Genomic DNA, 23,508 nt, shown 5'->3' with positions numbered 1-23,508 from the left:
TCGATCACGGCGGCCGGGCGCGGTTCGTGTCTGCGACTTTTCGACGATTGAGGGGATCGTATGACCACCACACTTCTGGTGGCACAGACGTCGACCGCAGTGGCATCCACCATCGGATTCGACTATCACGCGCTGTTCGACGGCTTCTGGGGCCTGACCATCGAGGGGCTGACCTACGGATCGGTGTACGCGCTTGTCGCGGTGGGTTACACACTCGTCTATGGCGTGCTCCGACTGATCAACTTCGCTCATTCCGAGGTCTTCATGCTCGGCATGTTCGGCACCTACATCGGACTGCTGTTGTTGGGCTTCACGCCCTCGGGCAACACGTACTCCGAGGGAACGGTGATGACGGTCGTCTATCTCGTGCTCGCGGGGCTGTGCGGCATGATCGTGGCGGGCGGAGCGGCGGTCGGACTGGAGTTCGTCGCGTATCGGCCCCTACGTCGACGCGGCGCGAAGCCGCTCGCGTTTCTCATCACCGCGATCGGAATGTCGTTCGTACTGCAGGAATTCGTGCATTACGTGCTGCCGAAGTTCCCGGTCGACCCGCCACTCGGCGGCTCCACGGCACAACCGACGATTCGCCTCGTGGAGCCCGTGAAGGAGTTCACGATCTTCGGCGCCCCGGTGTTCAACATGACGATGGTGATCATCGGCTCGGCGTTGGTGCTGGCGCTCGGCGTCGATTTCATGATCAACAAGACCCGTCTGGGACGTGGGATCCGTTCGGTGGCACAGGATCCCGATGCCGCGCTGCTGATGGGTGTCTCCCGTGATCGCATCATCCTGGTGACCTTCCTCATCGGTGGTCTGCTGGCAGGCGCTGCGGCGCTGCTCTACACGCTGCGTGTACCCACCAACATCGTCTACAACGGCGGCTTCATCCTCGGGATCAAGGCGTTCTGCGCCGCGGTCCTCGGCGGAATCGGCAACGTTCGTGGCGCGCTCTTGGGAGGCTTGCTGCTCGGTGTGATGGAGAACTACGGTTCCGTGCTCTTCGGAAATCAGTGGAAGGACGTGGTCGCGTTCGTTCTCCTGATCCTCGTATTGATGTTCCGTCCAACCGGAATACTCGGTGAGAAGCTGGGGAAGGCGCGGGTATGACGACATCAGACAATGAGGCGTCAGACAGCGTGGCGTCAGCGAAAGTGTCGTCGACGCAATTGACCACGCCGCCGCCGCGCGGTCTCGGCGACCGTATTCGCACCTGGTGGGACAGCCTGCCTCGCGTACAGCAGTGGCTACTCGGCGTCCCCCTCATCATTCTTCTCGCGCTGCTTCCGGTCATCAAACCGCCACTGATCACGACGACGGCAACCAACTTCGGTGTGGTCATGGCGACGTTCGCCATGACGGCATTGATCGCCATCGGACTCAACGTCGTGGTCGGCCAGACGGGTCTCCTCGACCTCGGCTACGTCGGCTTCTACGCGGTGGGCGCCTACGTCGTCGCATTGCTGACGAGTCCGGCGAGTCCGTTGTGGAACAGCGAAGATCACGGCTTCTTCTCGGGGCCGTGGGCGTGGCTCGCATGCGTTCCACTCGCGATCATCATCACCGGACTCACAGGGTTGGTCCTCGGTACCCCGACCTTGAACGTGCGAGGCGACTACCTGGCGATCGTCACACTCGGATTCGGCGAGATCGTGCGTCTGCTCGCCGACAACCTCACAGACATCACCAACGGCGCGTCGGGCCTGCAGGGTGTCCTGTTCCCCGAGCTCGGGCGGTCGGACAAGCATCCCGACGGTGTGTTCTCCGTCGGCAACAACAGCCCGACCGCCAACTACGGGGTCTGGTGGTATTGGCTGGGCATCGTCGCGGTGATCCTCGTGTTGATCGTCATCGGCAATCTGGAACGCAGCCGCGTCGGACGCTCGTGGGTGGCGATTCGTGAAGACGAGGACGCCGCCGAGATCATGGGTGTGCCCACGTTCAAGTACAAGCTGTGGGCGTTTGTGATCGGCGCGGGTATCGGCGGGCTGTCGGGCGCCGTCTACGCGGGCCAGGTGCAGTACGTCGATCCCAAGGCGTTCACGGTCATCAACTCGATGCTTTTCCTCTGTGCCGTCGTGCTCGGCGGACAGGGCAACAAGCTCGGCGTGATCGCCGGCGCGTTCATCATCGTCTACCTGCCTGCGCGGGTGCAGGGCATCGAGGTGGGCGGTCAGTCGCTCAGCGAGTTCAAGTACCTGTTCTTCGGCATCGCCCTCGTGGTGCTGATGATCTTCCGGCCGCAAGGCCTGTTCCCGGCACGAGCGCGACTGTTGACCTTCGGTCGCAAGGTTTATGCCGCTGTCCGTCGTAACCCCAACCCGCTACCGTCGGGAAGCGAGGAGGCGCACGCATGACGCACAGGACACCTGACGACGCCGCGGACGATCGCGCCGACGACACCACTCCGCGTGTCGACATCAGCAAGGCGCAGACCGGGCCGGACAGCGTCGAACAGGTCCCAGACAACGTCGAACAGGTCGAGGAGGTGCTCGCCGACCCCGAGTCGACGGCTGTCGTCGACCCGGCAGCGGTCGACCCGCAACTCGCCGATCCAGAAGCTGTCGCCGAAGCTGTTGCGCCGCAACGGAACATCGAAACTGCCGAGGGTGAACCGCTACTGAAGGTCACCGGTTTGACCGTCGAATTCGGTGGGCTGGCGGCACTTGACGACGTCACGTTCGACATCAAGCGCGGCGAGATTCTCGGCCTCATCGGACCCAATGGCGCAGGCAAGACCACGTGCTTCAACGCGATTACGGGCGTCTATCGTCCGACGCGTGGAACGGTGGTCTTCGACGGTGCGCCGCTCGGCAAGATGTCGCAGCACAAGATCACTCGCAAGGGGATCGCGCGTACCTTCCAGAACGTGCGGCTCTGGGGTGAGATGACCGCGCTGGAGAACGTCTCCGTCGGCACCGATGCCCGGCACAAGACGTCGGTCTTCGGAGCAATCATGCGCACGCCGCGGCTGTACCGAGAAGAACACGACGCCGTCGACCGCGGGATGGCGCTGCTCGAGTTCGTCGGTATCGGTGCCCGCGCGGCGGAGAAGGCGTCGAATCTCCCGTACGGAGACCAGCGTCGTCTCGAGATCGCTCGGGCATTGGCCACCGAACCCAAGCTGCTGTGCCTCGACGAGCCTGCGGCCGGCTTCAATCCGAGCGAGAAGTCCGCGCTGATGGAGTTGATCCAGAAGATCCGCGAGGACGGCTACACCGTGCTGCTCATCGAGCACGACATGCGCTTGGTCATGGGCGTGACCGATCGCATCGTCGTCCTCGAATTCGGCCGCAAGATCGCTGACGGCTCACCGCGCGAGGTTCGCGAGAATCCCGCGGTCGTCGCCGCCTACCTGGGAGTTCCCGATGACCAAATCGCCTGACCTCAGCAAGGATTCGGCCGCGACGACCATCAAGACGCCGGTGCTGGAAATGACCGACGTCGTCATTCACTACGGCCGAATCCAAGCGCTGCACGGCATCTCGCTACACGTCGACGAGGGCGAGCTGGTGACTCTCCTCGGAGCCAACGGCGCGGGAAAATCGACCACCATGCGCGGGATCTCCGGTCTGCTCAAACTCAGTCAGGGCGACATCAAGTTCAATGGTGAGTCGATCACCAAGCTTGCCCCGCACGAGCGAGTGTCACGGGGAATCATCCAGGTTCCCGAGGGCAGACACATCTTCCCGGGAATGACGGTGCTCGAAAATCTTGACATGGGTTGCTATGGAAGGAAATTCGAGTCCAAGGCTGCCTACAGTCAGGCCCTCGACCAGGTCTTCGAGTTGTTCCCGCGGTTGGCGGAACGGCGCAAGCAATACGGCGGAACCATGTCCGGCGGCGAGCAGCAGATGCTCGCGATCGGTCGAGGGCTGATGGCGCGTCCCAATCTGCTGTTGCTCGACGAACCGTCAATGGGCTTGGCGCCCATGGTGATCCAACAGATCTTCTCGATCATCGCGCAGATCAACGCGGAGGGAACCACGATCCTGCTCGTCGAGCAGAATGCGCAGCAGGCCTTGAGCCGCTCCGATCGGGGTTACATCCTTGAGACCGGCACGATCCTGAAAGAGGGGCCGGGCAAAGAGCTACTCGTCGACGATGCGGTGCGTGAGGCGTATCTCGGCGTAGCCTGACGCGGTGACCGCCTACGCCATCGAGGGCTCAACGGACAACAAGCTCGTCAGCGAGATACTCGGAGAGGCGTTTGCCGACGACCCGGTGATGCGGTGGTTGCAACCCGACACCACCCGGTACGCGGCCCTGTATCGCGCATTGTTGACCGCGGGTCACGGGTCACGGGGACGTATAGACGTGTGCGTCGAGAATGACCGGGCCGTCGGCGCCGCGGTGTGGGACCCGCCGGGATTTCACCCCTCGAGCGGCCGCCAACTGTTGGCGGTGCCGCGGTTCCTGTCGGCACTGGGCGGTCGGTACCGTCGCGGCCAACAGATCGAGGAGATGTTCGCGGGATACCGTCCGCGCGAACCGCACTGGTATCTGGCATTCGTCGGCGCCACAGTGCACGGGCGCGGCGTCGGAAGTACGTTGCTGCGCGCCGGGATGGAGTTGGTCGACGGACCGGCGTATCTGGAGAGCTCCAACGAGGCAAATATTCCGCTCTACGAGCGATTCGGTTTCACGGTGACCGCCGAGGTGACGTTGCCGGAGAACGGACCTACGGTGTGGCCGATGTACCGCCGCGCGCCTGGCTGAGGATTTGCGAGGGTCCGCGGGGTTGCTGGGATGAGGCGTGTCGGGAGGCGTCACTAGACTCGGCGGTGTGAGTCCTGCGCAAAGTGCACCCGTGAAGAGTTCCGACGGCACACCCGCTGACGGCAAGGCCGCGCCGTCGACGTCGTTGCGATCGAGTCAGAAGGGTGGCAAGGGTAAGCGTCAACCGACGTTGATGCTGCTCGACGGGCACTCGCTGGCCTACCGGGCGTTCTTCGCGCTTCCTGCCGAGAACTTCAAAACCGCGACCGGACAGACGACCAACGCGGTGTACGGCTTCACCTCCATGTTGATCAACCTGCTCCGCGACGAGGAACCCACACACGTCGCAGCGGCGTTCGACGTCTCGCGCAAGACCTTCCGCTCGGAGATGTTTCCCGAGTACAAGGCACAGCGATCCAAGTCGCCCGACGAGTTCAACGGTCAGGTCGATCTGACCAAAGAGGTGCTCGACGCGCTCGGAATCCCCGTCATGGCGATCGAGGGCTACGAGGCCGACGACATCATCGCGACGCTGGCAACGCAGGCCGAAGCGGAGGGCTACAAGGTTCTCGTCGTCACCGGCGACCGGGACTCGCTGCAGCTCGTCGACGACTCGGTGACGGTGTTGTACCCGCGCAAAGGCGTGTCGGAGCTGACCCGCTTCACCCCTGATGAGGTCGAGAAGAAGTACGGACTCACACCCACGCAGTATCCCGACTACGCGGCGCTGCGCGGCGACCCGAGCGACAACCTGCCCGGCATCCCGGGTGTGGGGGAGAAGACGGCGTCGAAGTGGATTCGCGAGTACGGCTCTCTCGCCTCACTCATCGATCATGTCGACGAGGTCAAGGGAAAGGTTGGCGACGCATTGCGCGCGCACCTGGCCTCGGTGCAGACGAACCGCCAGCTCACCGAGCTCGTCCGCGACATGCAATTGCCTGCCACGCCCGACGAACTGGCGATGGTCGGCTGGGACCGCGACCGCATCCACCAACTCTTCGACGATCTCGAGTTCCGTGTCCTGCGCGATCGTCTGTTCTCGACGCTCAGTTCCGTCGAACCGGAGGCCGAATCAGGGTTTGAACTCGACGGGTCGGTCCTCGGCGAAGGTGAGGTTCGCGACTGGCTCGACGCGCACGCCCGTACCGGTCGCAGCGGGCTCACCGTGACCGCGCCGCACCAGGTCGTCGGCGCAGACGTGACGGGCGTCGCGATCGCCGCGGCCGACGGTACGTCGGGTTACGTCGACGTCACGGTGCTCGGCCCCGACGACGAGAAGGCGCTCGGCGAATGGTTTGCCGACTCGACCATCGACAAGGCCCTCCATGAGACGAAGTGGGCCATCCACGCGCTGCGGTCTCGTGGGTGGACGCTCGCCGGTGTCACCAGCGACACCGCCCTCGCCGCGTACCTCGTGCGGCCCGGCCAACGAACCTTCAACCTCGACGATCTCGCGCTGCGCTACCTGCGACGCGAACTGCGTGCCGACGATGGTGCCGACTCCGGGCAGCTCTCGCTCCTCGACGACGACGGGGGCGCGGGCAAGATCGCCGAGCAGGCGATGCTGGAGGCGCGGGCTGTCGCAGAACTCGCCGACACCCTCGACACCGAGCTGGACCGCATCGACTCCAAGCCGCTGCTGACCGAGATGGAGCTGCCACTGCTGTTCGTGCTCGCCGACCTCGAGGCAGCGGGCATCGCGGTCGACGTCGAGCACTTCGGTCAGCTCGAAGAGACATTCTCAGAGCGCATCCGGACGGCCGCAGAGGCCGCCTACGAGGTGATCGGCGAGCAGATCAACCTCGGCTCGCCCAAGCAATTGCAGACGGTGCTGTTCGACAAGCTGGACATGCCCAAGACCAAGAAGACCAAGACCGGTTACACGACCGACGCCGACGCTTTGCAGACCCTCTATGAGAAGACCGAGCATCCGTTCCTGGCGTATCTGCTCGAACACCGAGATGCCACCCGACTCAAGGTGACCGTCGACGGTCTACTCAAGTCGGTGGCCGACGACGGCCGAATCCACACGACGTTCAACCAAACCGTCGCGGCGACGGGTCGTTTGTCATCGACCGAACCCAACCTGCAGAACATTCCGGTTCGTACCGAGGCAGGGCGGGAGATCCGCCACGGATTCGTCGTCGGCTCCGACAACGGACCCGGTGGCACCGGCAAGCCATACGAGACCCTCATGACGGCTGACTACAGCCAGATCGAAATGCGCATCATGGCTCACCTCTCTGGCGACGCGGGCCTCATCGAGGCGTTCAACACCGGAGAAGACCTCCACAACTTTGTCGGGTCACGAGCTTTCGGAGTGCCGATCGACGCGGTGACCACAGATATGCGGCATCGTGTCAAAGCGATGTCGTACGGTCTCGCATACGGACTCTCGGCGTTCGGGCTCGCGGCGCAGCTGCGGATCAGTCGCGACGAGGCCAAGGAGCAGATGGAGGCGTACTTCGACCGTTTCGGTGGCGTGCGGGACTACCTTCATGACGTCGTCGTCGAGGCACGCCGAAACGAGTACACCGCAACGCTTTTCGGTCGACGCCGCTATCTACCCGACCTCAACAGCGACAACTGGCAACGGCGTCAGGCGGCAGAGCGTATGGCGCTCAACGCCCCGATCCAGGGCACGGCTGCCGACATCATCAAGGTCGCCATGATCAACGTGCACAAGCGACTCGTCGCCGAGAAGCTTGCCTCACGCATGTTGCTCCAGGTCCACGACGAACTCGTCGTCGAAGTGGCTGAGGGTGAGCGCGAACAAGCCGAGAAGGTGGTTCGCGAAGAGATGGGCAATGCTATCGATCTGTCTGTGCCACTGGAGGTTTCGGTCGGCTTCGGTCGCTCGTGGGACGACGCCGCGCACTGAGAAACGCAGTCCTGCGCGAGAGCTGTCAGTTCTGCGACACGCGGGCCAGTTCGGTCTCGAGGCCGATGACGGCCAAATCGACGGTCAGCTCGAACGCTTCGTCAGCGCGCACGCGTCCCGTCGGTGCTGCCGACAGCGCACGCCCGAGGGCGCTGTCAGCCGCGACGCCGTCGGCCGACCACACCTCTTCGGGTGCGCCGACGTCAAGCGCCGACCCGAGCGCGATGGTGTCGAGAAACGTGATGACGTGCAACACCCGATCGATCGGGAACCCGGCGTCGACGAGCTTCTGCGCCAATCGGTCGTAGCCGTGCAGCACCTCGGGTGCGCGGACCGTTTGCGCCGTGAGTGCCCGCACCAGTTCGGGGTGGGCACCGAAGCCCGCGCGGTAGCCGATCAGCCACTCTCGAACCACCTCGCGCCAGTCCTCCGGCCATTCGATCGACACCGAGAGTTCCTCGGCGATCACCCCGCGGATGAGCTCGAGGAGTTGCTCGCGGCTCGCCACATGGTGATACAGCGACGACACCGCGACGTTGAGGCGCTTCGCAACCCCGGGCATGGTGAACGAGCCGTCGGAGTCGAGCGCGTCGAGTGCCGCTCGGGCAATCGTGTTCGGATCGAGGATCGGTGTGCGCGGGCGGGGCATTCCGTAAGCCTAGTGACTCGCCGTATGCCTGATGCTCGCCGTTGCCTCGACGCTCGGGCGGGTCAGGCGTCGACGTGGTCGGCGCGGTGCACCACGTCGCCTCCGACCATGGTGAGCACGATTGGGGCGTCGGCGAGTTCGTCGGGCGGGCACCGGAGCGGATCGACGGCAAAGGCGGTGAGATCAGCGCGACAGCCCACCGCGATGGCACCCGCGTCGCTCGCGCCCTGCGCCCGTGCGGCGTGGCTCGTATAGCCTTCGAGTGCCATGCGTGCGGTGAGTGCCTGTCCGGGAAGGATCGGAGCATCGTCGAGATGTCCCGCGCGGCGTCGGAGCTGGGCGTCGGCCATGATCGAACGGGCATCGAAGGGTGCGATCGGCCAGTCCGACCCCAACGCGAGGATCGCTCCCGCGTCACGGATGTCGCGCGTGCGGAATGCGCGGTCGGCGCGTTCGGTGCCGAGTCTCTCCGACCAGTTGTCGGAGTGGTCGGCGCGCGTGTAGTGGGTGCAATGGGTCGGCTGCATGCTCGCGACCACGCCCTGCCGCGCGAAACGGTCGACGAGGTCGTCGGGGAGTGTCTCGATGTGTTCTATCCGATGTCGTGCGCCCGATGGGAGCTCGGGTAGATCGGCGAGACTGTCGAGTGCATAACGGATTCCTGCGTCGCCGATCGCGTGGGTCACCGTGGGAACACCTCGCTGTGCCAAGTAGCGCAGCGCGTGTCGGTACTCCGCTGGGTCCGGCCACAGTGGCGCGGTTGATTCGCCATGGGAGTCGGGAGTCTCGAGCCACGCAGTGCCACCGTCGATGGTCCCGTCGACCATGAACTTGACGCCGTCGACACTCCACCGCCTGCCACCGCGACGCTGCAGTTCGACGATGTGATCGAGTTGCTCGGTGTCAGTGCCGGGCATACAGAACGGAGCGAAGCGGAGCCGCATGGGAAGTTCGATGTCGGCTTCGAGTGCGGTGACGAGCTCGCCGCTGTCGCCTTCGAAATCCATGGCGTTCGCTGATGTCAGTCCGGCCGCAGCCATGGAGCCGAGCAGTTCGCTGAGGCGTCGTCGACGCTGGTGCGCCGACTCGGGCGGTACGACCGCGGAAACGACGCTGACCGCTTCCAGCTCCAGCAGGTGGCCCGTGGGAATGCCGTCCTGGCAGACGATCTCGGCGTTGCCGCTGAATGTCCGCGGGCCATCGACGCCCGCGACGCGCAGTGCCGCCGGTGTGGCGAGTGCTGAATGACCGTCGAAGAGGTAGAGCAGGGCGGGCAGGTCGGGTCCCACCGCCGTCACCACCACGTCGGATGTGACGGGTCGGCCACCGAACGCGTTGGGGTCGAGGCCCCAGCCCCGCACCCAGCCGTCGACGACCGGGGCGGTTCGCAGAGCCTCGACGAGTTGATCGAGGTTGTCGACGCCCGAGAGGTCGACGCCGGCCGAAATGTCCAGTCCGAGAACAGGATGGATGTGTCCGTCGATGAGGCCGGGGGTGAGTGTCGCGTCTCCCAGGTCGACGATCTGAGTTGACGCAGAAATATAGGTTGTCAGCGAATCCGCGTCGCCGAGTGCGCAGACCCGCCCGTCGGAGATGGCGACGGCGCTGTGGCCCTGTTCCCCTGTCAGTGTGTGGATGGTCTTGGCGAAAATCACCGTGTCGGCTCGATGTGTCATGTTCGTCCCTGCGTATGTCGTTGAGTGCGGTCTGGTACGTGATTGAGTTGTGCCACTGCGTCTTCGGATCCCCTGGTGTCAGCGTTCGGTGCTGGCGTGCGGGTCGTCGTAGAGGCCGCCGATGCGGGCATAGGTGCGTGGCACCCGGGCGCGGAAATAGAGTGCCGCAACGATTCCGAGGAGGAACACGACTCCCACGCTGCCGACAAGTGCCGCGTTGGCCGCGGTGCCCATGTTGGTCAGCAGCTTGATGTTTGCCACGAGTAGTAGCAATGCGAGGCCGAGAAGGATGGTGCTCAGGACTCCCGCGATCAGCCCGACCCGCTCGGCCCTGACGTAGTGCTTGCGCACGAAGTACGCGACCACCGCGAGCGATGTGATCACCTGCAGCGCAATGATTCCCACGATTCCCGGGGTGTTGAGGACCAGTAGGAGTTGATAGTAGGGATCTGCACCGGCCAGGCCGAACGCCGCGATGACGACGGCGGCGAGGATGGTCTGCAGATTGCCTGCGCGAGAAGGGGATTTGTACACAGGGTGAGTGCGATCGAGGATGCGGGGCAGCGCGCCGTCGCGTGCGAGTGCATACGTGTAGCGGTTGATGGCGTTGTGGAACGCGATCTGCGACGCCAGAGCGCTTGTGACGATGAGCAGTGACATCACGTCGGTCGCCCAGGTGCCCACATACGTCGTCATGGCGGAGAAGAAGAGGTCGGCGACGTCGTCGCCCGCGGCCTGCTGCACCTGAGCGGCGCCGAATGCCTGGACGATGAAGCAGTAGAAGATGGCCATGAAGCCGACTGCCCAGTACGTGGCGCGGGGGATGGAGCGGTCGGGGTCGCGAGCCTCGGAGCGATAGAGCGCTGTCGACTCGAATCCCATGAACGCCGCGAACGCAAAGGCCAGCACGCCTGCCATTCCCGGAGCGAAGATCGCCTTGGGAGTGAAGGTGGAGAACTCGATACCGTGCGCTCCGCCCTTGACGAGGATCGCGACGGCGAGAACCAGCAGGATGCCGGTTTCGAGGGCGAGGAGGACTCCGAGGAATCGCGCCCCGACGTCGATTCCGCGACGGCCGACGAACCATACGATCGCGATTGCGACGAGTGCGAGTACGGGCCAGGGGATGTCGACGCCGAGCACCCGCGAGATGGCGTCGTGCGTCTGAACGGCGAGGAGGCCGTACACGCCGATCTGGAGTGCGTTGTACGAGACGACTGCGAGGAAGCCTGATGCGAGTCCCGCGACCCGACCGAGGCCAAGCGTGATGTAGGAGTAGAAGGCGCCTTTGCCGCCGGTGGCCCTGGTCATGGCCATGAACGCCACCGCGAACACCGCGAAGCTGATTCCAGCGGCGAGATAGGCGACCGGCGCGCCGACACCGCCGATGGCCAGGGCGAGGTGCGCTACGCCCGCCATCACGGTCAGCGGGGCCGCCGCCGCGATCACCATGAAAGCAATCGACGGCGCGCCGAGTGCGTCCTGCTTGAGATCGATGCCTGCGGGTGGTGGCGAATCGACAGCGGCAGGTGGAGTTGCGACTCGGGATGGATCTGCAGTGCTCATGGGGAGCCTTTCGAGAGCGACGCTACGAGAGTGTCGTCGAAGAGAATGGCGGCTGGCCTGCGGCGTTGAGGGCCAAACCGAATGACATTCGGTTTCTAGCTATGCTGAGGTGGCTCGGCAGAGTTGTCAAGCGTTCTGGCAATATTTGCGAGATGAGCAGGGACAGTCGACTGGCGATCGGTGTACTCGACGGCGACGGAATCGGGCCGGAGATCGTGCCGATCGCCGTCGACGTGGCGGTTGCGGCAGGTGCGCGCGAAGACATCGAATTCGATTGGGTGACTTTGCCTCTCGGTCGTGACGCAATAGCCGAGTACGGCACGCCGACACCGCAATCGGCGCTCGAGGGTCTCGACGAACTCGACGTGTGGATTCTCGGCCCACACGACTCGGCCGGATATCCCGAGGAGTTCCGTGGGATGCTGACGCCTGGTGCGGTGATCCGTAAGCGGTTCGGGCTGTATGCGAATATCCGGCCGTGTCGGGCCTATCGCGGTGTGGCCGCAACCGCTCCCGACATCGACGTGGTGATCGCGAGGGAGAACTCCGAGGGGCTGTACGCCGACCGGAACATGGCCGTCGGGAGTGGTGAATTCATGCCGACGCCCGATGTTGCGCTCGCGGTCGGAGTCGTCACCCGTGAGGCGAGTCGTCGAATCGCTCGAGAGGCATTCCGACTCGCGAGGCAACGCTCACGGCATGTCACCATCGTGCACAAGGCCAACGTTCTACGACTCACGACCGGCCTCTTCCGCGATGCGTGCCGCGAGGTGGCGGTGGGCTTCCCTGACGTCGACGTCGACGAGCAGCATGTCGACGCGATGGCAGCACTGCTGGTTCGCAGGCCCGCGGATTTCGACGTGCTGGTCACCGAAAACCTCTTCGGCGACATCCTCTCCGATCTCGCAGGCGAGTTGGCGGGATCGCTGGGAATGGCAGGTTCGGTGAACTGCTCGTCGACCAAGGCCATGGCGCAAGCCAGCCACGGTGCGGCCCCCGACATCGCCGGACGCGGAATCGCCGATCCCGTCGGCATTCTCGCCTCGACGGCGATGATGTTCCGATGGTGGGGCGATCAGCGAGCCGACGAAGCGCTCACCCGCTGCGCCGCGAGAATCGACGACGCCATCGACGTCACGCTGGCCACGGGGATTCGCACGGCCGATCTCGGCGGGGCCTCGACCACGACAGAGTTCGGTGCCGCGGTCGTCGAAGCGATCGACCGCGGCACCGAACGGCCTGACGGGTCCTGACTAGCTGATGGGGCCCAGGGTGTTGCCCGTCGGAATTCCCGAGCAGTAGGTCGCGGGGCGCCCGGCGAAACGGTCGGCGAGGAACTTCTCCGCATCGGGTGCCCAGGGCAGGAACGCATCGAAGTGACTGAGCTTGGGATAGGTCCTGTACTGCGTAGGTACTCCTTCCCGGCAGTACTTCGTTGCCAATCCCTGCACGTCACCGTCGATCATGATCCCGTCGCCGGTTCCGTCGACGTTGCCCACACCGAGGAACATCGGATTTCTCGGCTTGCCGACCCAACCCATGATGTTCTGGTTGAAGGCTTGCGGGATCCCCGGGACGGTCAACAGCCCCGGATACTGCGGTAGCAGCAATTGTGTGTCGGTCAGTCCTGGATATTTGGTCGCGAAGTTGATCAGGCACTGTCCCTGGGTCTGCGCGAGTGTTTGGGTTCCCTTGGGGGACAGGTACTGGCCGATGTTGAGGTCGAAGGTCGCGTTGTAGACGTTCATGAGCGCGGGTATCACGCCGGCCCACTGCTTGCTGCCGTTGACATAGGGCAGGTTGTGCGACGGCTGGACGAGGACTCCACCCGCGGCGGCGCCGACGATGTGGAGTTCGGGAGCGTAGTTCGCGGCGAGGTCGGCGCCGAAGCCGGTGGGCACCGATCCGCCCGAGTAGCCGAAGAGCCCGACCGGCGTCGACGAGGGCAGGCGCAGGTGTCGCTGCGCGGTACGGATGCTGTCGAGAGCGGTCTGCGCGGACTCGCGCCCCATCGTCCAGCGCATCTTCAAGCCTTCATAGTCGGGGACTACGACGGTGTATCCCTGCGCAAGAAATGAACCGATGATGATGTCGTCGAATTCTGGTCCACGGCCGGTATTGCCACCGCGGAGAGCGTACGAGGGATCACATTGTGACCCGAGTGCGTCATAGGGGGAGTGATACGAGATCAATTTTCGCGGTCCGGATGTCAACGGCTCGATGATGGAGGTGACTGCTGCCGTCGGCATGCCGAACTGATCCGTGGTACGGAACAGGATCTGCGTCGCAAATGCCGGAAACCTCTTGTCGCCGTAGGACAATTGGACGACGCGAGTCTTCAGTGGGGTACCGGGCGCGACGTGGTCGAGACTTCGCTGCGTGCCGTAGAAGGGGTCGTGAGACGGAGGCTTCAATGGACTCGCGGACGCTGTTGCGGGCACGAGGAAACCAGTGAGCGTCGCTGCCAACAGCGCCGCAACAAATCCGGACAATGCGACCCAGAATGGTCGAGTGGGGCGTATCACGCTCGAAATGCTAATTCGAAGAAAGGCTCTACGCAAACTATATCTTGAATCCATCAATTCACGTTTTATCGGAAATGTTTGCGGAGGTAAGTTTCCGAAACGTACGTGCTTTCTTGGTCATCGATATTGGATTGGGGTGGGTACAACCACGCGCCCGGCCGCCCCGGTGCTCGGGCGCGTCGTCGGGTCGAAGCACGGTTAATCCTTCGTAACTACCGGGTGGATTGCACCGGAAGCCAGTAAGTTACTGCGAAGTGCCGACGGTGTGTCGGTGTGTGGTCTCGAGGCGCTCATGGGGGCGCCGGGGGAAGGATTTCGATGCGACTTCAGCATTCGACACGTTCGCGACGATGGCGATTCGGCGGTCTGTTCACCGCGCTTGTGGCCGTTCTGACACTGGTACTCGCCGGATGTACCAACAATGAATCCGACGAGGGCGGTGGCGAGGCGGCAGCCAGCTCGTCGAAGGCAGTGGAGGTCGCCAAGGTCGATTCCATCGCCGCGCTGGTACCCGCGCCGATCCGACAGTCGGGCCAGCTGATCGTCGGTGTCAACGTTCCCTACTCGCCCAACGAGTTCAAGGATCCCTCCGGCAACATCGTCGGCTACGACGTGGATCTCATGAACGCCGTCTCCGGCGTCCTGGGTCTCAAGCCGGTGTACAAGGAAGCCGACTTCGACAAGATCATCCCGGCGATCCAGCAGGGCACCTACAACGTGGGTATGTCGTCGTTCACCGACAGCAAGGAGCGCGAGCAGCAGGTCGACTTCGTCACCTACTACAACGCCGGTGTGCAGTGGGCCCAGCAGAAGGGCGGCAACATCGACCCGAACAACGCCTGCGGTAAGCGGGTTGCCGTGCAGTCGACCACCGTCGAGGACACCGACGAGGTTCCTGCCAAGAGCAAGGCATGCACCGATGCGGGCAAGCCTGCGATCGAGAAGGTGAAGTTCGACAGCCAGGACGAAGCAACCAACGCGCTCGTGCTCGGCAAGGTCGACGCGATGTCGGCGGATTCGCCCGTGACCGCGTACGCGATCAAGCGCTCGAACGGCAAGCTCGAGGCTGCCGGTGGAGTGTTCGACTCGGCGCCCTACGGCTACCCGGTGCAGAAGGGGTCGTCGTTGACGCAGGCTCTGCAGCAGGCCGTGCAGCACCTCATCGACAACGGTCAGTACAAGCAGATCGCCGAGAACTGGGGCGTCGAGGCCGGCGCCATCCAGAAATCTGTGATCAACGGCGCGGTCAGCTGACCTGTGTCGACGCCGTCTGACGGCCGAGTCGGGGTCGACTCCGCGAAAGTGGAGCCGACCCCGATCAAGGCCGTACCACTCAAACATCCCGGTCAGTGGATCGCCGCGGCGATCGTGCTCATCCTCGTCGCGCTGTTCATCTACGGCGCGGCCACCAACAAGGCGTATGCGTGGGACACCTACGCCAAGTACCTGTTCGACACCCGCATCATGTCGGGCGTCGGCTACACACTCGCGCTGACGGTCCTGTCGATGGTGATCGCAATCGTGCTGGGTGTGGTGTTGGCGATCATGCGCCTGTCGCCGAATCCGGTTCTCCGTGCGACGTCGTGGGTCTACCTGTGGATCTTCCGCGGTACCCCGGTCTATGTGCAGCTGGTGTTCTGGGGCCTGTTCCCGTCGATCTACAAGCGGATCGACCTCGGTATCCCGTTCACGGTGCAGTTTGCACACTTCGACATCCAGTCGCTGAACGCGGCATTTCTGTTCGCGGTCATCGGCCTGGCTCTGAACGAGGCCGCCTACATGGCGGAGATCGTGCGCGCAGGTGTGTCATCTGTGGGTGAGGGGCAGACCGAGGCGTCGGTGGCGCTGGGTATGACGTGGTCGCAGACCATGCGCAGAACGGTGCTCCCGCAGGCGATGCGAGTGATCATCCCGCCGACAGGCAACGAAGTCATCAGCATGCTCAAGACGACCAGCCTCGTGGCCGCGGTGCCGTTCAGCCTCGAACTCTATGGACGTGCGCGTGACATCTCGGGCGTGATCTTCCAGCCGATTCCGCTGCTGATGGTCGCGTCGACCTGGTACCTCGTGGTGACGAGCATCCTGATGGTCGGCCAGTACTACCTGGAGCGCTATTACGCGCGGGGCGCGACACGTGCGCTGACTGGTAAGCAACGCAAGGCCCTCGCCGCAGAGGCCGAGGTGACCGATCCACAACACGGGGGTGGGGGAGTATGACGACGGTCGAAGAGACGTCGGCGACACCGATGGTGCTTGCCGATCGAGTGTGTAAGAGCTTCGGTACGACGCAGGTGCTCAAAGGTATTTCGCTGGAGGTCGAGCGCGGTGAGGTCCTGTGCATCATCGGTCCGTCGGGCTCTGGCAAGTCGACGTTCCTGCGATGCGTCAACCATCTCGAGGAGGTCAATGCGGGACGGCTCTACGTCGACGGCGACCTCATCGGTTATCGCGAACGCGGTGGCAAGCTCTATGAGATGAGTCCGAAGGACGCGGCCAAGCAGCGCCGCGACATCGGCATGGTGTTCCAGCACTTCAATCTGTTCCCGCATCGGACGGTGCTCGAGAACGTGATCGAGGCGCCGACGCAGGTCAAACGAAAGAACAAGGCCGAGGCCACTTCTCGCGCCGAGTACCTGCTGGAGCGCGTCGGACTCGCAGACAAGGCGCAGTCGTATCCGTCGCAACTCTCCGGCGGGCAGCAGCAGCGCGTCGCGATCGCCAGAGCGCTGGCGATGGAGCCGAAACTGATGCTCTTCGACGAGCCGACGTCGGCGCTCGACCCCGAGCTGGTCGGTGATGTGCTCGGTGTGATGCGGGAACTCGCCTCGACAGGCATGACCATGCTCGTGGTCACGCACGAGATGGGATTCGCCCGCGAGGTTGCCGACCAGCTGGTGTTCATGGACGGCGGCGTCGTCGTCGAACAGGGCGATCCGCGAGAGGTGCTCGCGAACCCGCAGCACGAGCGGACCAAGGCGTTCCTCTCGAAGCTGTTGTGATCGGCCCCGCTGTGATCGGTTCAGCTGTGATCGGTTGCGTTGTGCTCAGCCGGGTTTGACGCAACAGAACACCGCGGTGCCCGGAAAGTACTGTCCCCGAAGCGGACTCCACTGACCCCACTCGTCCTCGAGGTCGTCCGGCCATTCCGGCTCGACGATGTCGTCGAGGATGAGTCCGGCAGCGCGGATGTCACGGACCCGATCGCCGATGGTGCGGTGATGTTCGACGTAGGTGACCGTGCCGTCGGCGTCGACCTCGGAATAGGGCGTCCTGCTGAAGTACGGCATCGTGACGGTCAGCCCGGCAGGCCCTGGGTCGTCGGGAAACATCCAGCGCATCGGGTGATTCACCGAGAACACCCAGCGGCCGCCCGGCCGTAGGACGCGCGCGGCCTCCGCCATCACCCGGCCGGGTTCGGCGACGAAAGGCACTGCGCCGAAAGACGAGAAGGCGATGTCGAAGCTCTCGTCCGCAAAGGGCAGCGACTCTGCGGTCGCCTGAACGAGCGGTACCCGCGGTTCGTCGAATCGCTTCATGGTGGCGAGTCCGTGATCGAGCATCTTCTGCGACAGATCGAGTCCGACGGCGCGCGCACCACGGGCGACGAGCCACCGTGAACACGGCGCGGAACCGCACCCGATCTCGAGGATGTCGCGGCCGGCGACATCGCCGAGTAGGTGAACGTCTCCCTCTCGCAATCGTTCTGGCCCCCACACGAACTCGCCGCCACGGGAGTCGGAGCCGAGGAAACCGCCGTGTTCGCGGTGATAGTCCTGTGCCTCTGCGTCCCACCAGGTGCGGCTCGCGGCCTCGCTCGTCGACGAATCGATTCGTCCGAGCAGTCGCGGCGCGTGCGGAGTCTCGTCGTCGCCGATCACCTGCATGAGTCTAGATCCGTCGCGGCCGCCAACCCCTGGGAGTCATTCGCCCGAGTCCGAACTCTCGTGACGCTTGCCGAGGACGACATCTGTCCGACTATCGCCGTCCCAACGTCGGATCGCGGTGATGGTCGCGAGAGCGCCGTCAGGGCGACCGCTGTGAGAGGACAGATCGAGCGCGGCCACGACGTCGCCGAGAGTGTCCGAGTGCACGCGGCGCGCCATCGTGACGTGTGGAGTCCACGATCCGGGCAGCGAGTGGGAGAAAACGCCCGGCTCGTCGTCGGCGGTGAACGCATGGCCGGACAGCGCCTCGACCACCCGCACATGGGTGGCCAGCAAGCGAGCCGTCGGCACCACCAGCAGTGCGACGACGAGGCGGTCGTCACGGCCGAAGACCAGCGGTGCCCCGATGGTGACCGGAATCGGAAGGGTTTCGGTGCACTGATGTATCGCGTGGTCGGCGGCTGCGTCGATCCGATGCGTCGCGGCGGCCGTGACGTGCGGGCGGTTGGTGGGCGACGGGTTTCTGCCTGCGTTGGGCAGGTTCGACGCCGCGAGCGCATCCCACAGCGCGCGCAGGCGACGTTCCGACTCGTCGTCGAAGAGGAATTCGACCGAATGCGCCAACGTTGCACCTCTCGCGTGTCGTCGTATCCCCAGCTGTGTCGTATGCCTGCTGTGTCGTGTGCGCGGTGGCGGGATGCACTCAGAAGTGGTATTTGCCCAGCACAACGCCGCTAGAGTAAGGTGGACAAAGCGCGTGGAGGCATCTTTCGCGCAGTTCAGCTTGTCGTCACCTGGACGTCACCCTCGTGTGATGACCTGGGAGAACGCTGATCGGTCGCACTGTGATCGAGATGCGCGTCGCCTGACATCGCTGTTCAAACAATGTGAACTGTACCTACTACATACCTGTCCGGAGCAACTCAACATATGTCGTCCCCCACGATCACCTCGCCGCAAGTAGCCGTCAATGACATCGGCTCGGCTGAGGACTTCCTCGCAGCCATCGACTCCACGATCAAGTACTTCAACGATGGCGACATCGTCGAAGGGACCATCGTCAAGGTCGATCGTGACGAGGTTCTGCTCGACATCGGTTACAAGACCGAAGGCGTGATCCCTTCTCGCGAACTGTCGATCAAGCACGACGTCGACCCCTCTGAGGTCGTCAACGTCGGTGACGAGGTCGAGGCCCTGGTTCTCACCAAGGAGGACAAAGAAGGCCGCCTCATCCTGTCCAAGAAGCGCGCGCAGTACGAGCGTGCCTGGGGCACCATCGAGGAGCTCAAGGAAAAGGACGAGGCCGTCAAGGGCACCGTCATCGAGGTCGTCAAGGGCGGCCTGATCCTGGACATCGGCCTGCGCGGCTTCCTCCCGGCATCGCTCGTGGAGATGCGTCGTGTGCGCGATCTGCAGCCGTACATCGGCAAGGAGATCGAAGCCAAGATCATCGAGCTCGACAAGAACCGCAACAACGTGGTGCTGTCGCGTCGTGCATGGCTCGAGCAGACCCAGTCCGAGGTCCGCAGCGAGTTCCTGCACCAGCTCCAGAAGGGCCAGGTCCGCAAGGGCGTCGTGTCCTCGATCGTCAACTTCGGTGCGTTCGTCGATCTCGGCGGCGTCGACGGTCTGGTCCACGTTTCCGAGCTCTCCTGGAAGCACATCGATCATCCGTCCGAGGTCGTCACCGTTGGTGACGAGGTCACCGTCGAGGTTCTCGACGTCGATCTCGACCGCGAGCGTGTGTCGTTGTCGCTCAAGGCAACTCAGGAAGACCCGTGGCGTCAGTTCGCCCGCACCCACGCGATCGGTCAGATCGTGCCGGGCAAGGTCACCAAGCTGGTTCCGTTCGGTGCGTTCGTCCGCGTCGACGACGGCATCGAGGGCCTCGTGCACATCTCCGAGCTGGCCGAGCGCCACGTCGAGGTCCCGGACCAGGTTGTCGCCGTCGGCGACGACGCGATGGTCAAGGTCATCGACATCGACCTCGAGCGTCGTCGTATCTCGCTGAGCCTCAAGCAGGCCAACGAGGACTACACCGAGGAGTTCGACCCGTCGAAGTACGGCATGGCCGACAGCTACGACGAGCAGGGCAACTACATCTTCCCCGAGGGCTTCGACGCCGAGACCAACGAATGGCTCGACGGCTACGAGAAGCAGCGTGAAGAGTGGGAGAACCGCTACGCCGAGGCCGAGCGTCGCCACAAGATGCACACCGCGCAGATCGAGAAGTTCGCTGCTGCCGCAGCCGAGGCCGAGAAGGCCCCGCAGGACTACTCGTCGGCATCGTCGGAGAGCCGCAGCGCTTCGTCGAGCAGCGCTCCCGCATCGACGGGTGGCTCGCTGGCCAGCGACGAGCAGCTCGCCGCACTGCGCGAGAAGCTGTCGGGCAACGCCTGATAGTCGCGTCTCGCACGTAAACGCCAAGAGCGCCTTCCGGATTCGTCCGGAAGGCGCTCTTGTTCGTGGCACGGCCCTACCGGTGACGTCGGCGTGACCAGCAGGGCGGAGAAATAAGCTGTTGACAATAATTTTCATTAACGTGTTCACTCGTCCGCGTGCATTCACATCGGACAAAACTGACTACCTGGACCGCCCTCGCAACCGTCGCAGCATACCTTGCGGCAGGGTGCGGTGCCCCTGACACCGACTTCGCCGCGCAGAACGCCGCGTCGTCCGCCACGGCGGGCCCGACTGAAGAGCAGCACGCGGTCGGTCGGCTGGCGTTGAGCTACGACGGCGGCGTGCTGGTCTATGACGCCGACTCATTGACACAGGTCGACGACATCAAAGTCGACGGATTCGTCCGCCTCAACAGCGCCGACAACGGGCGCGACGTCCTGATCAGCGAATCGGATGGATTCCACGTCCTCGACATGGGTGTATGGACCCGCCGACACGGGGATCACGGCCACCACTATTCATCGTCACCTCGCATGACCGACATCACCTTCGGCGGTGCGGAGCCGGGACATGCCGTGTCGTTCGAGGACCGGTTGACGTTGTTCTCCGACGGCACGGGTGAGGTCACGATCGTGGAGCCGGTCGCGCTGGCGCAGGGAAAGGCCGCGTCGACGACGTACACGGCACCCGAACCGCATCACGGAGTCGCCGTGTCACGCGGCGACGGCTCTCTGGTCGTGACTCTCGGCAATGAGAACGAACGGTCGGGGATCGCGATACTCGACAAGCAGCGCAGGGAGATCACTCGCAGCGATGAGTGTCCGGGCGTCCACGGAGAGGCAGATGCAGCGAACGGAGTACTCACCTTCGGGTGCGAAAACGGCATTCTGATCGTGCGAGGAAACGAGATCACGAAAGTAGCGAGCCCCGACTCGTACGGCCGCATCGGAAATCAGGCCGGTACTGCCGACTCGCCGATTGTTCTCGGCGACTACAAGACCGACAAGAACGCTGACCTCGAGCGACCGAATCGGTTCACACTCACCGACACCCGTACTGCCACGCTGCGGGTCGTGCCGATCGACTCGAGTTATAGTTTCCGATCCATCGAGCGTGGCCCCGACGGGCAGGCCGTGATTCTCGGCACCGACGGTGCCCTCCACGTCTTCGATCCGCAGTCAGCGGCTCAGGTCGCGTCGATCCCGGTGATCCGGGCGTGGGCCGAGCCCGACGAATGGCAGTCGCCGATGCCGAACCTCTTGATCCAGGGCGATCGGGCGTACGTGAGTGAACCGTCGACCAAGACCCTCTACGCCGTCGACCTCACCGCGGCGAAGGTCGTCGGTAGGGTGTCGCTGCCGCACGAGACGATCGAGCTCACCGGCGTCACCGGCTGATCGGGTCGCCACTCGGATGACCGTGATGACTCGGCGTTTGCGACACTGGAGTCTGTGATCCGAGTGGGACTCTCCGGCGGCATCGGAGCCGGCAAATCGACCGTGGCCAAGACCTTCGTGGAGCGGGGTGGATACCACATCGACGCCGACAAGATCGCCCGCGAGGTCGTCGAACCGGGCACGCCCGGTCTGACGCAGTTGGTCGAGGCTTTCGGCGACGACATCCTGGCCGCCGACGGGACGCTCGATCGACCAGCGCTGGCCGCCAAAGCCTTCGTCGACGACGAGAGTCGGCAGAAGCTCAACTCGATCACGCATCCGCTGGTCGGTGCTCGCACGCAGGAACTGCTCGCTCAAGCTGCGTCGAATGCCATTGTGGTGCAAGATATCCCGCTGCTCGTCGAAGGCAACATGGCTCCGTTCTTCCATCTCGTGGTGATCGTGGGGGCCGACGAGGAGCTGCGCGTCCAACGCCTGACCGAGCTGCGTGGCATGCCCGAGGACGACGCGCGCGCCCGAATCCGCGCCCAGGCCACCGACGAACAGCGACGGGCCGTCGCTGACGTCTGGCTCGACAACTCGGGCACGCCAGACGATCTCGCGGCGGCTGCCGCCGAGCTCTGGGACGAGCGGTTGGTGCCCTACGAGGAGAATGTGCGCTCGCGAACGATCGTCCCCGGACCGTTGGAACTGGCTGCTCCGGAGCCGGCATGGGCGGCTATAGGTGCGCGACTGGTCAATCGACTGTGGGCACTCGTCGGCGACAAGGCGTCGGCGATCGATCACATCGGTTCGACGGCGGTGCCGGGGCTGATCGCGAAGCCGACCATCGACATCCAGGTCACCGTGGCCGACCTCGACGTCGCGGATGCTCTGGCCGACGTGCTTGCCGACGGCGGGTTCCCGCGTGATCCGAAGACCACCAGCGACCGGCCGAAGCCGGATCCGGAGACCGGCTCGGTCGATGAGGGCCTCTGGGGCAAGAGGTTCCACGGTTCGGCCGATCCTGGACGGTCGGTCAATGTGCATCTGCGGGCGCAGGGTTCACCGGGCGGTCGGTTCGCCGTCGAGTTCCGCGATTGGATGCGGTCCGACGCCGCAGCACGTGACGAGTACGCCGAGGTCAAGCGGGCCGCACTGGCTGCAGCCGACGGCGACCGCGACGCCTACGTCTCGGCGAAGGAACCCTGGTTCGACAGCGCGTATGCGCGAGTCGCCGCCTGGCGTGCCGATCGTCGGGAGATGTAGCGCCATCAGCCGTCGAGCCACGACACATGCCCACCGCTCGCGACGTCGAGCCACTTCTGGATGTCGTGGTCGTGTTCTGCCGCACCAACCAGTGCGCGTCGGGCGATATGGACGGCTTCCTCACATTCGACGGTCGACAACAGGCCGGCTATGTGTGCCTCGAACAGTTCGTCGACGTCGATGAGTTCCAGTGGGCGACCGGGGACGTCGACCAGATCGAGATACCAGTCCTCGGCGTGCCAGCGGCCGTCGGTGTCGGGGCCCTGGAAACGCCCGATGTCGAGGTAGAGGCGCTGCCCGGTCCGGTGTCCTTCGACGAAGTGGAAGATGTTGGCGCGAAGTCCGAGCGCAGGAAGAAGCCAGGACTCGAGATGGCTGAATCTGGGGTGATCGGCGGTGCGCGACATGTAGAGACCGAACGAGGCCTCCTCGTAGCGTTCCACCGGACGGACGAATCCCTTGTTGTCGGTATTGATCATCGCGGGCACGTCGAAGATCTCCCGCTTCGGCGGGTGCAGATCGGACATCGTCACACCCTAACCGCAGGTCACGGGGTGTGCGTG

General features: G+C 64.2%; 20 protein-coding genes. 13 read left to right on the top strand and 7 right to left on the bottom strand.

Translation table 11 applies throughout. The annotated features are described in order from the left end of the window. The first annotated feature begins 60 nt into the window (after positions 1-60). From B3T59_RS03570 to polA, 6 genes are all read left to right on the top strand, one after another. Entirely contained in the window at positions 61-1,107 is a 1,047-nt protein-coding gene (locus B3T59_RS03570; RefSeq protein ID WP_005208745.1) for a branched-chain amino acid ABC transporter permease, read from the top strand. Beyond that, positions 1,104-2,354, top strand: a complete 1,251-nt coding sequence (locus tag B3T59_RS03565) for a branched-chain amino acid ABC transporter permease (RefSeq protein WP_287001490.1) — start codon at positions 1,104-1,106, stop codon at positions 2,352-2,354. The genes B3T59_RS03570 and B3T59_RS03565 overlap by 4 nt, the downstream gene beginning before the upstream one ends. Then, a complete protein-coding gene (locus B3T59_RS03560) occupies positions 2,351-3,382 on the top strand; it encodes an ABC transporter ATP-binding protein (RefSeq protein ID WP_039856923.1) in 1,032 nt (343 codons plus the stop codon). The genes B3T59_RS03565 and B3T59_RS03560 overlap by 4 nt, the downstream gene beginning before the upstream one ends. Beyond that, positions 3,366-4,136, top strand: a complete 771-nt coding sequence (locus tag B3T59_RS03555; protein ID WP_005208739.1) for an ABC transporter ATP-binding protein — start codon at positions 3,366-3,368, stop codon at positions 4,134-4,136. Before B3T59_RS03560 ends, B3T59_RS03555 begins: the two co-directional genes overlap by 17 nt. A gap of 4 nt (positions 4,137-4,140) precedes the next feature. After that, complete coding sequence (locus B3T59_RS03550; protein ID WP_287001489.1) at positions 4,141-4,716, top strand: GNAT family N-acetyltransferase; 576 nt, start codon at positions 4,141-4,143, stop codon at positions 4,714-4,716. A 67-nt stretch (positions 4,717-4,783) separates the two neighbouring features. Next, positions 4,784-7,597: a DNA polymerase I gene (gene polA / locus B3T59_RS03545; RefSeq protein ID WP_287001488.1), complete on the top strand. Its 2,814-nt coding sequence runs from the start codon at positions 4,784-4,786 to the stop codon at positions 7,595-7,597. A gap of 25 nt (positions 7,598-7,622) precedes the next feature. Here polA and B3T59_RS03540 read toward each other — a convergent pair whose 3' ends face one another. The 3 genes from B3T59_RS03540 to B3T59_RS03530 form a co-directional block, all read right to left on the bottom strand. Further along, complete coding sequence (locus B3T59_RS03540) at positions 7,623-8,246, bottom strand: TetR/AcrR family transcriptional regulator (protein ID WP_287001487.1); 624 nt, start codon at positions 8,244-8,246, stop codon at positions 7,623-7,625. A gap of 62 nt (positions 8,247-8,308) precedes the next feature. Beyond that, a complete protein-coding gene (locus tag B3T59_RS03535; RefSeq protein ID WP_287001486.1) occupies positions 8,309-9,922 on the bottom strand; it encodes an amidohydrolase in 1,614 nt (537 codons plus the stop codon). A gap of 78 nt (positions 9,923-10,000) precedes the next feature. After that, entirely contained in the window at positions 10,001-11,488 is a 1,488-nt protein-coding gene (locus B3T59_RS03530) for an APC family permease (RefSeq protein WP_287001485.1), read from the bottom strand. Between the two features lie 152 nt (positions 11,489-11,640). Between B3T59_RS03530 and B3T59_RS03525 the strand changes: the two genes are divergently transcribed. Further along, positions 11,641-12,741 (top strand): isocitrate/isopropylmalate dehydrogenase family protein, encoded by a 1,101-nt coding sequence (locus B3T59_RS03525; protein ID WP_287001484.1) that lies wholly within the window; start codon positions 11,641-11,643, stop codon positions 12,739-12,741. Here B3T59_RS03525 and B3T59_RS03520 read toward each other — a convergent pair whose 3' ends face one another. Further along, complete coding sequence (locus B3T59_RS03520; RefSeq protein WP_251723675.1) at positions 12,742-13,902, bottom strand: lipase family protein; 1,161 nt, start codon at positions 13,900-13,902, stop codon at positions 12,742-12,744. It abuts the gene before it with no gap. Between the two features lie 429 nt (positions 13,903-14,331). Here B3T59_RS03520 and B3T59_RS03515 point away from each other — a divergent pair, with 429 nt between their 5' ends. Genes B3T59_RS03515 through B3T59_RS03505 form a run of 3 tightly spaced genes read left to right on the top strand, consistent with a single transcriptional unit; the run spans position 14,332 to position 17,012 of the window. Further along, positions 14,332-15,267 carry an ABC transporter substrate-binding protein gene (locus B3T59_RS03515; protein WP_197502404.1) on the top strand — a complete coding sequence of 312 codons (936 nt, stop codon included), beginning with the start codon at positions 14,332-14,334 and terminating at the stop codon, positions 15,265-15,267. Positions 15,268-15,270: 3 nt separating this feature from the next. Next, positions 15,271-16,230: an amino acid ABC transporter permease gene (locus B3T59_RS03510; protein WP_251723660.1), complete on the top strand. Its 960-nt coding sequence runs from the start codon at positions 15,271-15,273 to the stop codon at positions 16,228-16,230. Then, positions 16,227-17,012 carry an amino acid ABC transporter ATP-binding protein gene (locus B3T59_RS03505; protein ID WP_285897862.1) on the top strand — a complete coding sequence of 262 codons (786 nt, stop codon included), beginning with the start codon at positions 16,227-16,229 and terminating at the stop codon, positions 17,010-17,012. Before B3T59_RS03510 ends, B3T59_RS03505 begins: the two co-directional genes overlap by 4 nt. Before the next feature lie 45 nt (positions 17,013-17,057). Here the strand turns inward: B3T59_RS03505 and B3T59_RS03500 are convergent, their stop codons facing one another. Together B3T59_RS03500 and B3T59_RS03495 are read right to left on the bottom strand one after the other, a co-directional pair. After that, on the bottom strand, positions 17,058-17,897 hold the full coding sequence (locus tag B3T59_RS03500) for a class I SAM-dependent methyltransferase (RefSeq protein WP_251723661.1): 840 nt from the start codon (positions 17,895-17,897) through the stop codon (positions 17,058-17,060). Between the two features lie 36 nt (positions 17,898-17,933). After that, positions 17,934-18,521, bottom strand: coding sequence for a 2'-5' RNA ligase family protein (locus B3T59_RS03495; RefSeq protein ID WP_251723662.1), 588 nt, complete (start codon positions 18,519-18,521; stop codon positions 17,934-17,936). Positions 18,522-18,827: 306 nt separating this feature from the next. Between B3T59_RS03495 and rpsA the strand changes: the two genes are divergently transcribed. The 3 genes from rpsA to coaE all read left to right on the top strand — a co-directional run bounded on the left by rpsA (position 18,828) and on the right by coaE (position 22,945). Beyond that, positions 18,828-20,297 (top strand): 30S ribosomal protein S1, encoded by a 1,470-nt coding sequence (gene rpsA / locus B3T59_RS03490; RefSeq protein ID WP_005208946.1) that lies wholly within the window; start codon positions 18,828-18,830, stop codon positions 20,295-20,297. Positions 20,298-20,455: 158 nt separating this feature from the next. Then, positions 20,456-21,697 (top strand): zinc metallochaperone AztD, encoded by a 1,242-nt coding sequence (gene aztD, locus B3T59_RS03485; protein WP_376782627.1) that lies wholly within the window; start codon positions 20,456-20,458, stop codon positions 21,695-21,697. 54 nt (positions 21,698-21,751) lie between these two features. Then, on the top strand, positions 21,752-22,945 hold the full coding sequence (gene coaE / locus B3T59_RS03480; protein WP_064863478.1) for a dephospho-CoA kinase: 1,194 nt from the start codon (positions 21,752-21,754) through the stop codon (positions 22,943-22,945). Between the two features lie 5 nt (positions 22,946-22,950). Here coaE and B3T59_RS03475 read toward each other — a convergent pair whose 3' ends face one another. After that, on the bottom strand, positions 22,951-23,472 hold the full coding sequence (locus B3T59_RS03475) for a DUF402 domain-containing protein (RefSeq protein WP_064863485.1): 522 nt from the start codon (positions 23,470-23,472) through the stop codon (positions 22,951-22,953). Positions 23,473-23,508 lie beyond the last annotated feature (36 nt).

The sequence above is a fragment of the Gordonia sp. UBA7860 genome, assembly GCF_002500165.1.
In the GTDB taxonomy this organism is placed as follows: Bacteria; Actinomycetota; Actinomycetes; order Mycobacteriales; family Mycobacteriaceae; genus Gordonia; species Gordonia sputi.
The sequence above is the reverse complement of the archived record's forward strand: the minus strand, read 5'-3'. Positions and strand labels throughout refer to the sequence as shown.